The 14,566-nt window shown below is 62.7% G+C and carries 12 protein-coding genes; 4 read left to right on the top strand and 8 right to left on the bottom strand.

Annotation, left to right across the window (positions count from 1 at the left end):
• Positions 1-5: 5 nt before the first annotated feature.
• The 5 genes from LPA37_RS12615 to LPA37_RS12595 all read right to left on the bottom strand — a co-directional run bounded on the left by LPA37_RS12615 (position 6) and on the right by LPA37_RS12595 (position 6,922).
• Positions 6-2,213 (bottom strand): polysaccharide biosynthesis tyrosine autokinase, encoded by a 2,208-nt coding sequence (locus tag LPA37_RS12615; protein ID WP_228974710.1) that lies wholly within the window; start codon positions 2,211-2,213, stop codon positions 6-8.
• 114 nt (positions 2,214-2,327) lie between these two features.
• A complete protein-coding gene (locus LPA37_RS12610) occupies positions 2,328-3,497 on the bottom strand; it encodes a polysaccharide biosynthesis/export family protein (RefSeq protein WP_229012761.1) in 1,170 nt (389 codons plus the stop codon).
• Complete coding sequence (locus tag LPA37_RS12605; protein ID WP_228974253.1) at positions 3,491-3,934, bottom strand: low molecular weight protein-tyrosine-phosphatase; 444 nt, start codon at positions 3,932-3,934, stop codon at positions 3,491-3,493. The genes LPA37_RS12610 and LPA37_RS12605 overlap by 7 nt, the downstream gene beginning before the upstream one ends.
• Positions 3,935-3,966: 32 nt before the next feature.
• Positions 3,967-5,415, bottom strand: coding sequence for a UDP-glucose dehydrogenase family protein (locus LPA37_RS12600; protein ID WP_228974256.1), 1,449 nt, complete (start codon positions 5,413-5,415; stop codon positions 3,967-3,969).
• 88 nt (positions 5,416-5,503) lie between these two features.
• Positions 5,504-6,922: an undecaprenyl-phosphate glucose phosphotransferase gene (locus LPA37_RS12595; RefSeq protein ID WP_229012722.1), complete on the bottom strand. Its 1,419-nt coding sequence runs from the start codon at positions 6,920-6,922 to the stop codon at positions 5,504-5,506.
• A gap of 611 nt (positions 6,923-7,533) precedes the next feature.
• On the opposite strand from LPA37_RS12595, the gene LPA37_RS12590 reads away from it, so the two are divergent.
• A complete protein-coding gene (locus LPA37_RS12590; protein WP_229012721.1) occupies positions 7,534-9,048 on the top strand; it encodes a mannose-1-phosphate guanylyltransferase/mannose-6-phosphate isomerase in 1,515 nt (504 codons plus the stop codon).
• Positions 9,049-9,120: 72 nt separating this feature from the next.
• On the opposite strand, the gene LPA37_RS27700 is transcribed toward LPA37_RS12590, so the two are convergent.
• Both LPA37_RS27700 and LPA37_RS12580 read right to left on the bottom strand, forming a co-directional pair.
• Positions 9,121-10,299: a transposase gene (locus tag LPA37_RS27700; protein ID WP_267478167.1), complete on the bottom strand. Its 1,179-nt coding sequence runs from the start codon at positions 10,297-10,299 to the stop codon at positions 9,121-9,123.
• A 379-nt stretch (positions 10,300-10,678) separates the two neighbouring features.
• On the bottom strand, positions 10,679-10,975 hold the full coding sequence (locus tag LPA37_RS12580) for a YciI-like protein (protein WP_228974261.1): 297 nt from the start codon (positions 10,973-10,975) through the stop codon (positions 10,679-10,681).
• A gap of 240 nt (positions 10,976-11,215) precedes the next feature.
• Between LPA37_RS12580 and LPA37_RS12575 the strand changes: the two genes are divergently transcribed.
• From LPA37_RS12575 to LPA37_RS12565, 3 genes are all read left to right on the top strand, one after another.
• On the top strand, positions 11,216-11,515 hold the full coding sequence (locus LPA37_RS12575; protein WP_228974263.1) for a PsiF family protein: 300 nt from the start codon (positions 11,216-11,218) through the stop codon (positions 11,513-11,515).
• A 347-nt stretch (positions 11,516-11,862) separates the two neighbouring features.
• A complete protein-coding gene (locus tag LPA37_RS12570) occupies positions 11,863-12,312 on the top strand; it encodes a hypothetical protein (RefSeq protein ID WP_229012720.1) in 450 nt (149 codons plus the stop codon).
• Positions 12,313-12,673: 361 nt separating this feature from the next.
• Positions 12,674-13,261, top strand: coding sequence for a BPSL1445 family SYLF domain-containing lipoprotein (locus tag LPA37_RS12565; protein ID WP_229012719.1), 588 nt, complete (start codon positions 12,674-12,676; stop codon positions 13,259-13,261).
• An 83-nt stretch (positions 13,262-13,344) separates the two neighbouring features.
• Here LPA37_RS12565 and LPA37_RS12560 read toward each other — a convergent pair whose 3' ends face one another.
• A complete protein-coding gene (locus tag LPA37_RS12560) occupies positions 13,345-14,412 on the bottom strand; it encodes a glycosyltransferase family 4 protein (protein ID WP_228974269.1) in 1,068 nt (355 codons plus the stop codon).
• Between the last annotated feature and the right edge of the window lie 154 nt (positions 14,413-14,566).

Here is a 14,566-nt window from a genome sequence, read left to right as displayed (position 1 = left end):
TGCGCTCAGGCGCTCAGATATTCCTGCACCGCCGCATAACCGCGCGAATAGTTGCCGCGCGCGCGCGCCGGCATCGCATTGAAAATCGCGCCCTGCACCGTCACGCCCGCGTTGTTCAGGCGCTTGAGCGCATCGTTGATCTCGGGCTCGCTATGCATGCCCGAACGCAGCACAAGGAACGTGGCGCCCGCGTGCACCGCGACAATCGATGCGTCGGTCACGGCGAGCACCGGCGGCGTGTCGATCAGGATCACGTCGTAGCGCGTCGCAAGCGCGTCGAGATACGTCTGCAGACGCGGTGACATCAGCAGCTCCGACGGATTCGGCGGACGGTGGCCACACGAGATGAAGCTCATGTTCTCGGTTTCCGTATGACGGATCGCTTCCTCGAGCGAGATCTGGCCGCTCAGCAGTTCCGACAGACCGTTGTCCTGCGTGCCGCCGAGGTAACGTTCCAGCGAGCCACGCCGCATGTCGCCGTCGATCAGCAGCACGCGCTTGCCGGAATGCGCGAGCAGCGTCGCGAGATTGACCGTCAGGAAGCTCTTGCCGACGCCAGGCATCGGGCCCGTCAGCACGACGATGCGGTTGCGCGCATCCATCATCGTGAACTGCATCGAGGTGCGCAGGCTGCGCATGCTTTCGACCGTCGCGTCCTTCGGGCGGGCCGCCGCCAGCACCTTGCGCAGACGGTTGCCGCCCCGCTCGAAGCTGCTTTCCAGCACCGCCTGCTCCGGGCTCATCGGCACGAGGCCGAACACCGGCAGGTGGAACATGCGCTCGACGTGCTCCGGATCGTCGATGCCCTTGAAGAGGTTGCGGCGCAGGAACACGAAACCGGTGCCCACGATCAGACCGAGGATTACCGCCGCCGAGATGATCAGCGTCTTCTTCGGCTTGACCGGAGCACCCGGACGCAGCGCGGCATCGACGATATGCACGTTGCCGCCCGTGCCGGCCTTCTGCACCTCCAGTTCCTGCACGCGGTTCAGCAACAGCACGTAGATGTCTTCGGCGACCTTGGCGTCGCGTTGCAGCTGCACGGCCTTCACTTCGGTGGCCGGCAGATTGCGGAAGCGGTCAGCGTATTTCTCGCGCTGCGCCTGCAGTTCGGCGAGCTGCTGGCGCGCGGCGATCAGCATCGGATGATCGTTGCCGAAGCGCTGTTCGAGCGACGCGATCTGGATACGCATCGCGGAAATCTGCGATTCGTACTGCACGCTGCCTTCGAGGTAGACCTTTGCTTCATCGCTCGCATTGATCGAGCCGGACTTGCTCTGATAGGCGGTCAGCGCGGCTTCGGCGCGTTCGAGATCGCCCTTCAGCCGCGGCTCCTCGCTCTTCAGGAAGTCGAGCATCTTGCTCGCGTCGGCCTGCTTGCTTGCGATGTGCTGACGCAGATACGACATCGCGAGCGCGTTGGCGATTTCCGCGGCGCGCTGCGGGTCCTGGTTGTCCAGCGAAATCTGGATGACGCCCGTGCCCTTGCCCTGCTCCGACACCTTGATCGCCGACTGGAACGCCGCAATCGCGTCGAGATCGTTCGCGCGCATCACGTTGAACTGCGTGCCCGGACGCGCGACGAGCCGGTTGACGAGGATCGATACGCCGCCGCCCTGCGCCGGCTGGCCTGTCTGGCCGCGCAGCAGCAGCGAGCCGTTGGGCGCCTGGAGTTCGAACTGGCCGTTTTCCAGCGCGGTCATGATCATCTTCTGACCTTCGAGCGCGGGCGGCACTTCGACGTAATCGACGTTGGCGATTTCACCGCCCCACGCGTAGCCGCTGAAGCGGTCGAAGCCCGGCCACGGACGCGCCGGTTCGCCCGGCGTCGCAAGACGCGCGGCGATGCTGCCGATCACCGGCAACATCCTCGGCGCGACGCTGAAGTTCAGCTTCAGCTGCTGGACGACTGGTGCCACCACGCCGCGGCTCTTGATCATTTCGATCTCGGCGTCGGTCGGCAGCGCCGTCTGGCCGGTCGTGATGTTCGCGCCGGTCTGCGTCTGCGTGAGCGCCTGCGACGTGTTGTCGGACTGCTCGACACGCACGTGCGCATCGGCCGAATACACCGGCTTCGCGACGTAGCAATAGAACACGGCGACCGCGACGATCGACAGCGCAATGGCGATCAGCCACCAGATGTCGTCGATGATCACCTGCACCAGTTGACCGAGGACGACGTCCTCTTCTTCGGTCCTGGCCGGTCCGGCCAGATGAGTGTTTGCGTGAGTGCTCACAGTTCGATCCTGGTTGGTTCACCTTGGGCCCGCGCGGTCCGCGACGATGTTCCGTGCGGGCCTCGCGGGCTGTCGGCGGGTCATGTGCGACTAGCGCGTCAACTGCTTCAGATAGAACAACGTCTGGACGGTCGGCAGCACCTGCTGCAGCACGCGGTTGAACGTTGTCGACGCGGCGGTGCCCACGTAGACCACATCCATCGGTTGCAACTGGAACTGCGCGGACAGCATGATGGCGTCCGGCTGCGTCATGTCCAGGCGATACACGTCGGGCGTCGTCGGGTGGTCCTTCATGCCGCGCATCACGTAGATCTGGCGCGGATTCGCATCGGTGTCGAGAATGCCGCCTGCCTGCGTGAGCGCATCGGCGATCGTGAGACGCCCCTTGATCATCTGCAGCTGCACCGGCGCCTTCACTTCGCCCATCACGAACACCCGGCTGTCAATGCGGTCCGGCACGTTGATGATGTCGCCGTTCTGCAGCATCACGTTCTGCGAGACGTCGCCGTTATCGAGCATGCGGTTCGCGTCGAGTACGTACAGCTTCTTGTTGCGCGTGAGGCGCACGCGCTGCAGGTCGGCGTCGGTAGTGAAGCCGCCGGAGCGTGTGATCGCGTCGACCAGCGACAGCGGCACGTCGCTGATGGCAAGCGGCCCGGGCGTCTTCACCTGGCCTGTCACCTGCACCTTCTGGCTGCGATACGACAGGATGCGCACGTCCACCTGCGGGTTCTTGATGTAGGGCACCAGGCCCGCGGCCAGCTGGTCGCGCAGCTGGCCCACCGTCTTGCCGGCGGCATGGATGCGGCCGATGAACGGGAAGTAGATCGTGCCGTCGGAGGCGACGGTCTGGCCGTACGGATCGGCCTGGCCCGGCAATGCCGTCGTGTACGGCTGCTGCAGCACCGCGCCGACCGACTGCGTCGTGTTGCCGCCGGCGGACAGCGTGCTGCCGTTAGGCGTCGTGAGTTCAGGGTGATCCCATACCGTCACGCCCAGGATGTCCTGCGGCATGATCCGGTAGACCCATTGCGACGGATCGGCAAAGCGCGATTGCGGCAGCACCTGCGGCACGGCGGCGGCCTTCGCCTGATCCATCACGACCTGCGCGGTGATCAGATGCACCGGATAGTCTTCAGCGGGTGCGCTTTGCGGTTCTTCCTTCAGCCGCGACGTGTCGAGGTAATTCCCCGGCGCGGTCGCACAGGCCGACAGAAAGAGCGTCAGCAACAGAGAGAGTGTGAGATTTCGCATCAGCATATTTTTTTTAGCCATCCCATGACCAGGTGTTCGATGAGCACGAGACTTGCCCGATAGCCGGCTTCGTGTCCGCCATGCGGATCGGCGACATCGGAGTCCTCCCATTTGCCAAGCGGCCAGACCTTGCCGCGCGAAGTCGGATCGAGTGCCTCGACCTCCTTCACCTGCGCGCGCTCGGTGACGAGCACCAGATCCGCGTCGCGCACGAGACGGCGGTTCAGGCGTCGCGCCCGGTGTCCGCTGGTGGCGACGCCGTGCTCGGCGAGCAGGCGCCGCATGACGGGGTCCATGCCGTCGCCGTCGAACGCACGGATGCCCGCCGACTGGAAGACCATGCGCGCGCCCAGACGGGGCAGCGCGCGGGCCTTGAACAGCATCTCCGCGGCCGGCGAGCGGCACACGTTGGCGTGGCAGACGACGAGAACGTTGGCGAACATGGACCGGTTCCGTGATGTAGTGGTGTGCGTGTTCAGCGGGCCGCGGTCGCGGCCCCGCTGACCTGTGCCTCGCGCACGGGTGCTGCCATCGCGGGCGTGACGTCCGCGAGCGCGGCCCGTGCGGGCTGGCGACCGATCGCGTGATACTCGATGCCGAGTTCCTGCAGCGATTGCGGTTCATACAGATTGCGGCCGTCGAAAATCAGCGGCGACTTCAGCAACGCCTTGAGACTTTCGAAATCGGGGCTCTTGAAGACTTTCCATTCGGTCAGGATCACGAGCGCGTCGGCATCTTCCGCGACGTCCATTTCCTCGTTCATGAATTCGAGGCGGGCGCGTTGCTGCGGTGCGTGCTGCAGATCGAGCGCGAACACGCGCTTCGCTTCATCGATCGCGACCGGGTCCCATGCTTTCACGCGTGCGCCGCGCGCGAGCAGCGCCGCGATCAGACGGCGGCTCGGCGCTTCGCGCATGTCGTCGGTATTCGGCTTGAACGCCAGACCCCAGACGCCAAACGTGCGGCCCGTCAGATCGGCGCCAAGGCGCATCTCGATCTTGTGCGCGAGAATTTCCTTCTGGTCGTGATTGACGGCTTCCACCGCGTTCAGAATGCGCAGGTCGGCGCTGTGTTCACCGGCCGTGCGGATCAGAGCCTGCACGTCCTTCGGAAAACACGATCCGCCGTAGCCGCAGCCGGCGTACAGGAAGTCATAGCCGATGCGCGGATCGGAGCCGATGCCGCGACGCACGGCTTCGATGTCGGCACCCACGCGGTCGGCGAGATTCGCGAGTTCGTTCATGAACGAGATGCGCGTGGCGAGCATCGCGTTCGCCGCGTACTTCGTGAATTCGGCGGAACGCACGTCCATATACAGCGTGCGTTCGCGGTTGCGGTTAAACGGCGCATACACGCGTTTCATGACTTCGCGGGCCTTTTCGCCGGGCACGTCCTCGTCGCAGCCAAGGACGATGCGGTCGGGCCGCGTGAAATCCTCGACGGCCGCGCCTTCCTTCAGGAACTCCGGATTCGACACCACCGAGAACATGTGCTTTTCGCCGCGCGCGGCGAGTTCTCCGGCGATCGCTTCGCGCACCCGCAGCGCGGTGCCGACCGGCACCGTCGATTTGTCGACGATCACCTTGAAGCCGTTCATGTGGCGGCCGATGTTGCGGGCGGCGGCCAGCACGTATTGCAGGTCGGCGGAACCGTCTTCGTCCGAAGGCGTGCCGACCGCGATGAACTGCACATCGCCATGCGCGACGGCTGCTTCGATGTCGGTCGAGAACTTCAGGCGCCCGGCCTTGCGGTTGCGCGCGATGACTTCCTGCAGGCCCGGTTCATGGATCGGCACACCGCCGCCGTTGAGCACGTCGATCTTGCGCTGATCGAGATCGAGGCAAAGCACGTCGTTGCCGATGTCGGCAAGACACGCGCCCGTTACGAGCCCTACATAGCCGGTACCAATGATCGTCAGATTCATCTGTTACACCTCGAAAATTTGAAGATTCCAGAAGCAGAAAACGCATGTGCCGCGGTTCGCTGTCCTGTCTTGCGCAACTGCGGTCCGCTCAATAAGCGTTGCGACCGGCGAAACCCTTGTAGAGCGTCAGGACGACGATCTTGATGTCGAGCCAGAAGGTCCAGTGCTGCATGTAGTACAGGTCGAGCTTCACGCGTCCCATCATTTTCTCGATGCGGTCCGTCTCGCCCCGATAGCCGTTGATCTGCGCCCAGCCGGTGATGCCGGGCTTGATGCGATAACGGTGCATGTAGCCCTTCACCAGGTCCTTGTAGATGTCGTCGTGTTCGAGCGCATGCGGACGGGGACCCACCACCGACATCTCGCCCTTCAGCACGTTGATGAACTGCGGCAGTTCATCGAGGCTCGTCTTGCGCAGGAACGCGCCGACCGCCGTGATGCGCGGATCGCCGCGCGTCGCCTGGGTCACCTTGCCGGCGGTTTCCGCATGCACTTTCATCGAGCGGAACTTGTAGATCTCGAACTCGTGACCGTCGATGCCCTTGCGCTTTTGCCGGAAAAACACCGGCCCCGGCGACGACAGCTTCACCATCACCGCGATCGCCAGCATCAGCGGCGACAGCGCGGCGAGCGCCGCGAGCGCGAACAGGCGGTCGAACACGAACTTCGGCAGCACGCGCACATCGGTGATCGGTGAAGCCGCGAGGTTGATCGCCGGCACGCCCAGCAGGTCGACCACCGGCTGGTTGAAAAGACTCAGGCTGCGTACATCCGGAATGAAGCGGATGTTCACGAACTCGTTGCGAAACTCCATCACGAAGCGGTGAATCGTGCGTTCCTGCGACATCGGCAGCGCGAGCCACAGTTCGCAAATGCCGCGTGTGCGCATCGCGCGCACCATCCGGTTGAAATCGCGCTCGACGGGAATGCCTTCGAGTTCGGCCGGCAGGTTCGCGGTGCTCACGGATGCTTCGAGGCGATCGCTCTCGCGACGGCCGCCCGGTTCATCGAACACGATCACGGGGCTAAAGCCTGCTTCCGGGCGGCTCCTCATCTGCTCGATCAGAAAGCGCCCGTACAGCGCGCCGCCGACGATCGCCACCGCCTTCTGGTTGTAGCCCTCGCGACGCAGCCCCTTCAGCACGCCGTGTACCAGCGCCTTGGTGATCATCAGCAGCACGATCGTCGCGATGGCCCAGTACATGAGCCACAGGCGCGACAGCAGGTCCGAGCGGTGCAGGCTGAAGATCATCAGGATGCCGGTGCCCTCGACGGCCAGCCAGGCGCCCGATACGCGCCACAACAGGTCGTACACGGGCTTGCCGCGCCATGACTGATAGATCCCGAGCGCAGGAAAGAACAGGACCATCAGCAGGCAGTTGAACAGCAGCGAGACGCTCTGCATGTCGTTCAGCCACACAAACGTCCCGTGATACACGGCAGCCGCGATCAGTGCGCCGAGGCCCACCATCGCGATGTCGATAATCCTGGATAGAACGCTCAGCATGAGTCGCCCCTCGATTCGTCAGTCAAGTTCCGTCCGTGTCTGTTTGCATTCGCGCTGTCCCACCGGGCAGCATGGACAGGCGGTCGTGCCGTTCAGCCCGGGCGCCCGTTCATTGGCTCATTGCAATGACGGCGAATCCCGGCTATCGGCCTGTCGAGCGAAATATCTGGCCTGAATGAGTGAATACCCTCGTACAGGTATAGATAAAGCGATATTAAAATTCGGGTTGCAAGGCGGCAAAATATCTCAAATTGTATCGGCAATTGTTACGTTATTTTTTTGCTTTTTGATCAGCAATAGTTGCCGCAAATATTACCTTTTGCCCAGTAAACAGGCAAAATGGACACATCTTCCAGCGGCCCGTGGCAGATACCTCGAAGCACCATCGCGTGCTCCCTCGCCATATTTTTTCGATAAAAAAATACAGCGGCTCTTTTTTCACAGGTTTTTTTCATTTTTTATTTTTCCCCGTAAATAACCCGGACATATAAGCGTTATTGGCTATTAATTTCACTATTACATTTGAGCAACAGGAATTTAGTGCTTCTTTTATTGGCAAATTACGTCGTGATACAACTCGACGCATTGATCCAGCCTTCAGGAGCACACGCATGACAGCGCACATCGCAGCGCCCGACGTCGACATTCGGTCCTCAAATGCCGCCACAGTGAAACTCAAAGTTCATCCCGTGATTCTGGCCGGTGGGTCCGGCACCCGGTTGTGGCCGATGTCGCGCGAGCAGCATCCGAAGCAGCTGATCGATCTGCTCGGCGATGAATCGCTGCTGCAGTCCACCACACATCGTCTCGACGCGCTCGATGCGGGCTACCCCGTCGCGGACCAGATGGTCGTGGTCGGCAACGAGGAGCATCGCTTCACGACCGCGGAGCAACTGCGCGTGAGCGGCAAGGCCGCGCAGCTGATTCTCGAACCGGTCGGGCGTGATACCGCTCCGGCGCTGACAGTCGCCGCGCTGTCGATCGTTGCCGATGCCCAGGACGGCTTGATGGTCATCATGCCCGCGGACCATGCGGTGGCGGACGTCGCGCGTTTTCATGCAAGCGTGAGCGCGGGCGTGCAGCAGGCCGCGCTCGGCCACATCGTGACGATGGGCATCGTGCCCACGCGCGCGGAGACGGGTTACGGCTATATCCGCGTAGGCGAAGCCGCGCCGGACGCGGGTACCTCGAATGCGCGGCGGCTCGACCGTTTCGTCGAAAAACCGCATCTCGAACTGGCGCAGCGCTATGTGAGTTCGGGCGAATACTGGTGGAACAGCGGCATCTTCATCATGCGTGCGTCGACGTGGATCCGCGCGATCAAGCACTTCCAGCCGGCCATTTACGCCGCGTGCGCGCAGGCGTTCGCGGGCGGCAAGACCGATGGTGATTTCTTCCGGCTGCAGCGCGAGGCGTTCAGCGCGTCGCCGTCGAATTCGATCGACTACGCCGTGATGGAACGGCTGAACACGGATACGTCCGTGTGCGCGGGCGTCGTCGTGCCGCTCGATGCGGGCTGGTCGGATGTCGGTTCATGGGATGCGATCTGGCAGATCCTGCCGAAAGACGCGGACCAGAACGTCGGGCGCGGCCATGTGATGTTCGAAGGCGCGGCCTCGACGTTCGCGCATTCGGAAGGTCGACTGATCGCATGCGTCGGCACGCAGGATCTGGTCGTCGTGGAAACCGCGGACGCGATTCTCGTCGCCGACCGTTCGCGCGTGCAGGACGTGAAGAAGGTGGTCGGCCGCATCCGCACCGAAAACGGCCCCGAGGCGGCGAACCATCGCAAGGTTCACCGTCCATGGGGCTACTACGATTCGGTCGATACGGGCGAGCGCTTCCAGGTGAAACGTATCGTGGTGAAACCGGGCGCACGTCTTTCGTTGCAGATGCATCATCACCGCGCGGAACACTGGATCGTCGTTCGCGGTACGGCACTCGTCACGCGTGGCGAAGAGCGCTTCATCGTCTCCGAAAACGAGTCGGCCTATATTCCGCTGGGCGTCACCCATCGCCTCGAAAATCCCGGCAAGATGCCGCTCGAGATCATCGAGGTGCAGTCCGGCTCCTATCTCGGCGAAGACGATATCGTGCGCTTCGACGATACCTACGGACGCCAGTGAAGGAACAGCGTGATGTGTTGTTGTGATCCCGTGGGTCGGTATAACGCTACCGGCCGCGGGTGTCCCCTGCGCTCATCCCGCGTGGGAAATGAATTCGGCAGCCGACGCGAAACGGTCACGGCCGGTGGTGCTGTCATCGGTACTGCTGCCCGTGGTGCTTTCCGGATAACGGCGAAGCGGAATCCGGCGCGCATTCACGTTCGCTTGCGCGGCAGCGTGCCCATTCGCCGGAACGACAGTGACGGATTGCGTGACGGCTTTTGCGGCGGACGGTGCAGGCACGGATGCAGACGCAGTCCGCGCAGGCACGGCGGCGGCGCCCGCGACCGGACCCGACACTGACGTTGCCGCAGGCCGTGGCGCCGGCATCGGACGCGACACCGGGCGCAATGCTCCCGCATGCAACGTGTCGTCATGCGCGGCGGCGGCGAGCGTGCGTTCGTCACGATCGATCCACTGCTGTGCCCAGTCGAGCGCGTACTGTTCGGCGGCTTCGGGTGTTTCGAAACGCGGGCCGACGAGGCCGGAACGTTCGACGCGTTTGCCGTCCTTCATGATCTCGGCCCACGCGCGATACTTCTCGCCGGGCACGGAATGCGCCATCACGTAGATGCCATAACCGCGCCGGTCCGCGAACTGCGTCCCTGGCGCGGAAAGCCCCAGCCACATCGCGGCGCGACTGTCGTCGTCCGGATGCGCGGTAGCGTGCGCTACTGCGTCAGGATGACTGGCCGCGTCTGTTGCGCTGGCACGCGTTTGCGTGTCGTCAGGCGGGCCTGACAGTTGCCGGGTGATCTCGGCGAACGGATCGACGGGACGCGAGTCATGCGCGGTATCGTGCGGTGCCTGCCACGACTCGGGGCTCTTCCAGAACACACCGCGCACGCCTTCATCGTCGCAAGCCGAAGGCGTGGCGACAGGTTGCGCGGCACGTTGCGGCGCCACGGGCAGGGACGGTTCCGGAATGTACGCAAACCGGCGGCCGGTCCGCGACAGAAGCTGCACCATCCCGGCCAGCGTGCCGTTCAGTTGCCACTCTTCAAAGCGGCGACGGCATGTCGGACCCGAGGGATAACGGCCAGGAAGTTTGGACCACGGTTCGCCGGTGGTCAGGATCCACAGCACCGCGTTTGCCACGATGCGCGGTTCTGCGCGAGGACGGCCGCGCCGGTTAAGACGGACAGCCGGTTCATCTGAAACGAGCGCGGTTAGTAGCGCCCATTCGTCATCATTTAGCTCATCGAAAAACATACGTTTCTCCACGCAGCACGGCCACGCTGCGGCTTTGGACAGCACAGATTTCTTGTTTCTCGACCTGTGTCATGCCCCCGGTTGCACAATATGCTTATACGTTCTGGTTCGTTTATGGGAAACCGCACAGCCTTAGTGCGGATAATCCCGTTAGCGGCGCACAAAACGTGGTCTCACTCGTGCATCGGAGAATTTGTGCACGAAGCATACCATCGCCAGGGTTTGCATGAATATGCATGAGACAAGTGTTACGGATGGAAACAAACTTGTCCTTTTTGCGGCGTTGTTTCATCCTCTGTCGTCACGGAATTGTCGTGATTGCAACCTTCAGAATCGACGATGATGCGCACACATTCCATGCACTCGCATGCAAATCCGCCTAACGTACCGGCGTACTCGCATGTTCTCCGACGACGGTCGTCCACGGTCGCACGCGCCAGTGTGTAACGAGCCCCTCGCGTACGTAAGGGTCCGACATCGCGAATGCTTCGGGAATCGCGGGCGAGTCCGCCTCGAAGAGCAGGATCGCGCCGTCGACGGGATCGGCAAGCGCGCCCGCGAGCAGCAGTTCGCCGCGCTCGACCGCGGCCCACGCGTACCCCAGATGTGCGTCGCGATGCTCGCCGCGCCGCGCCAGATAGTCCGCCGATACGTCGTACATCAACAGATAGTGCATGGTCCTGCCTCCGTGTCTGTGTGCGTGTTGCCCGTATGCCAGTGAATATGATGCCGCGCCAGGGAGCGTGCGCGCTTCGCCAGTATCAGGGAAGAACCTTACGGCACACCTGTCAACCGTATTATGGTTTTATTCGTTTTGACGAACAGCTTTGCCATAATGGTGACGGCGATGGGCCATGGATCTTTCGATGCCCGCTCGCACGACCACCAACAACGTTCAACAACGATGGAGTGTCCCATGAAGATCCAGTCCGCTATCGCCGCGCTCGCCCTCGGCTGCATGCTCGTCTCGCCGCTCTCGTTCGCCGACAACAGCCAGCAGTCGAAGATGACCACCTGCAACAAGCAGGCGGCCGACAAGAAAGGCGATGAGCGCAAGGCGTTCATGAAGAGCTGCCTGTCGGCCAGCGCCCCGGTCGCAGCTTCCGCGCCGATGACGCAGCAGCAGAAAATGACCGCCTGCAATGCGCAGGCAACCGGCAAGAAAGGCGACGACCGCAAGGCTTTCATGAAGGACTGCCTCAGCAACAAGGGCTAGGCATGAAGCGCGACGCATCGCATCGCGCGTTAAAGCGCCCGTCTTGACCTTCGCACGCTTGACCTTCGCGCTTTAGCAACCGGTATGGCCATGTCTTTCATGGTTTTTAGCTTTAGCCGTAGCGTGACACCTGCATGCCGCGTCCGACGATGCACGCGGCATGCATCACCCACACCGCTCTCCGCGTGCCTCTACCCCCGGCGCTCTCCCCGTTTCAGCATCGCGTTCGCCGCGCCACGCCGTTTTCTTCTATGATGGCTGCGGAGACGGCCCCGGTACCCACAAACAATAAGCAGCAGGGCCGCCATCTTGTCGTTGATGCCGAAGAGCATTGAACGGAGGCAAGAATGGTTGGGAGACACAAGAACCGCTGGCTCAGGCGCTGGCTCGTCGTCATCGTCTTCTGGGCGGTGCCGGTGGCGATCGTCGCGGTCAACGAGATTCGCGAGGAGATGGCCTACAACGCCGTCGACCTCAACACGGCACTCACCACCTGGCAGTTCACCGATGCGCAACGTGCCGCCGGTGCCCCGGCGCGCTGTCACGGCGTGCCTGACGATGCGCGTGCGGCCGGCTGTCCCGCCGACGTGCTCAGCGCCAACGCTCCTCGCCAGCAACAGGCCGTCGACGAATACGCGGTGCGCAAAAGCACGCTTGCGAGTTACCTGTGGCATGCGTTCGTCGGTTACTGGGTGGTGCCGGCCGCCACGCTCTTTGCGATCGGCGTGGTCATCGGCGGTGTCCGCCGCGCGCTTCGCCGGCCGCCACCGCCCGTCAAGCGCACCGCCAATCACTGACCGCCCGTGTCGGTTGCAGCTTTCCAGCAACACTTTCGACTGCCGTGGCGCACTCGCGACGACGCGGAAAAGTGGAAAAAATGACTGATAAGAGAGCAACTTCATGCTGCTGGAACAGGATGCCGGATGGAACCGGTCGCGGTATCCCGATCGCATCGCATGTTGTTTGCATGAGGAATTTTCCGCGCCGCAGCATCGGTCATAATTACAACGCCGCCTTCACGACGACGCCCGAAGGCCCGCACCACAAGGGTTTTCGCGATCCGGCGAGCGCGATCTTTCGGCTTCCGTGTGATATAACTGAAGGCGTAATCCGACTCACCAATGAGGTTGTACCCAGGAACCACAATGGAGAAAAACGATGCAAAGACGAAACTTCATTTTGAAGACTACCGCTGCGCTCGCTTTCGGAAGCCTTGCAATCACCGGCTGTACAACTACGGGAAACAAACCGGACTCGGCTGCGACCGATGCGTCGAAGCGCCAGTCGATTGACGCCAGTGTCGACGGCACCATCTCACGCCTCTATTCCACTGTGCCTGGTTCGCGCGAACTGGTCTCGAAGGCCCGTGGCATTCTGGTGTTCCCGTCCGTTATTCAGGCCGGCTTTATCGTGGGCGGCCAGTATGGCGAGGGCTCGCTGCGTGTGGGCGGCGGCACGGTCGGGTACTACAGCACGGTATCGGGTTCGTTTGGCCTGCAGGCCGGCGCGCAGTCGAAGGCCATCATCTTCCTGTTCATGACGCAGGATTCGCTCGACAAATTCCGCAATTCGGACGGCTGGTCCGCGGGTGGAGACGCATCGGTCGCGCTCGTGAAACTGGGCGCCAATGGCGCCATCGATACCACCACGGCTACGGCGCCGGTCGAAGTGTTCATCCTGACCAATGCCGGGTTGATGGGCGACGTCTCGATCGCCGGTACGAAGGTATCGCGTCTGAAGATCTAGGTTTTATCCGTTATGCCATGCCCCGACATTTACGTCGGGGCATGCGCTTCCTCACTCACGCGATCCCACTGGCTCCCGCAACTTCAGCTCGACGACGTGTCGATCACCTTGAAGCGCGAACGCTTCTGCGCGCGAATCACCGACTGATACGCCTCGACATACTGCTGCGCCATCCGGTGCGACGTGAAGCGTTCTTCAAAGCGCTTGCGCACGCCCGCACGCGGCAGCTTGTGCAGCCGGTTCACGGCGGCCACGGCGCCGATTTCGTCCTCGACGATAAAGCCGGACACGCCGTCGTCCAGCACTTCCGGCACGGAGCCGCGATTGAACGCGATCACCGGCGTGCCGCAGGCCATCGCTTCGATCATCACGAGGCCAAACGGCTCCGGCCAGTCGATCGGGAACAGCAACGCGTGCGCGCCCGACAGAAAACCCGCCTTCTCGCCATCGGCGATTTCGCCGATGAATTCGACATGTGGCTGCGCGAGCAACGGCTTGATGTCGCGCTCGAAATACTCGCGGTCGGCGGCATCGACCTTCGCTGCGATGCGGATTTTCATGCCGCAGTGGCCCGCGATCCGGATTGCGGTATCGACGCGTTTCTCCGGCGAAATCCGCCCCAGAAACGCGAGGTATTGCTGCTCGACCGGCTGCGGCGTGTAGAGATTTTCGGGCAGCCCGTGATAGACGGTGGTCAGCCATTTCGCCTGCGGCAGCGGCGCGCGCTGCGCGTCCGAGATCGAGATCACGGGCGCGGTGTTGAACGTGTCGAACACCGGCTGCTGCTCGGGCAGATCGAGACGGCCATGCATCGTGGTCACGAACGGCGTTTCCTGGCGCTTGAACACCGAGAACGAGTAGTAGTCCATGTGGAAGTGCAGCACATCGAACTCGTCGGCCTGACGGCGGACCAGTTCCATCAGCAGCATGTGCGGCGCGATGCGGTCGCGGATGCCCGGGTCGAGCCGCAACGCGCGCGGCCAGACGGCTTCGAGCTTCGCGCTCGTGACCGAGTCGCCGCTCGCGAACAGCGTGACGTCGTGACCAAGTTCGACGAGCGCCTCGGTGATGTACGACACGACGCGCTCCGTGCCGCCATAGAGCTTGGGCGGCACCGATTCGGTGAGAGGGGCGATCTGGGCAATTCTCATTCTGTGTGTCTCCTGTCGACCAGAGTTGGCGCTTTAGCGCTTACTCTGGTCCCATGCAAGGCACTTGCGGTCGACCAGAGTTGGCGCTTTAGCGCTTACTCTGGTCCCATGCAAGGCACTTGCGGTCGACCAGAGTTGGCGCTTTAGCGCTTAC

The organism is Paraburkholderia gardini, from assembly GCF_907164545.1.
Classification (GTDB): domain Bacteria; phylum Pseudomonadota; class Gammaproteobacteria; order Burkholderiales; family Burkholderiaceae; genus Paraburkholderia; species Paraburkholderia gardini.
The sequence above is the reverse complement of the archived record's forward strand: the minus strand, read 5'-3'. Positions and strand labels throughout refer to the sequence as shown.

Coding starts and splice junctions, on each gene's coding strand:
- LPA37_RS12570 (WP_229012720.1), top strand. CDS start 11,863: ATGGTTGGGAGACACAAGAACCGCTGGCTCAGGCGCTGGCTCGTCGTC.
- LPA37_RS12580 (WP_228974261.1), bottom strand. CDS start 10,975: ATGCACTATCTGTTGATGTACGACGTATCGGCGGACTATCTGGCGCGG.
- LPA37_RS12595 (WP_229012722.1), bottom strand. CDS start 6,922: ATGCTGAGCGTTCTATCCAGGATTATCGACATCGCGATGGTGGGCCTC.
- LPA37_RS12590 (WP_229012721.1), top strand. CDS start 7,534: ATGACAGCGCACATCGCAGCGCCCGACGTCGACATTCGGTCCTCAAAT.
- LPA37_RS12565 (WP_229012719.1), top strand. CDS start 12,674: ATGCAAAGACGAAACTTCATTTTGAAGACTACCGCTGCGCTCGCTTTC.
- LPA37_RS12610 (WP_229012761.1), bottom strand. CDS start 3,497: ATGCTGATGCGAAATCTCACACTCTCTCTGTTGCTGACGCTCTTTCTG.
- LPA37_RS12560 (WP_228974269.1), bottom strand. CDS start 14,412: ATGAGAATTGCCCAGATCGCCCCTCTCACCGAATCGGTGCCGCCCAAG.
- LPA37_RS12575 (WP_228974263.1), top strand. CDS start 11,216: ATGAAGATCCAGTCCGCTATCGCCGCGCTCGCCCTCGGCTGCATGCTC.
- LPA37_RS27700 (WP_267478167.1), bottom strand. CDS start 10,299: ATGTTTTTCGATGAGCTAAATGATGACGAATGGGCGCTACTAACCGCG.
- LPA37_RS12605 (WP_228974253.1), bottom strand. CDS start 3,934: ATGTTCGCCAACGTTCTCGTCGTCTGCCACGCCAACGTGTGCCGCTCG.
- LPA37_RS12600 (WP_228974256.1), bottom strand. CDS start 5,415: ATGAATCTGACGATCATTGGTACCGGCTATGTAGGGCTCGTAACGGGC.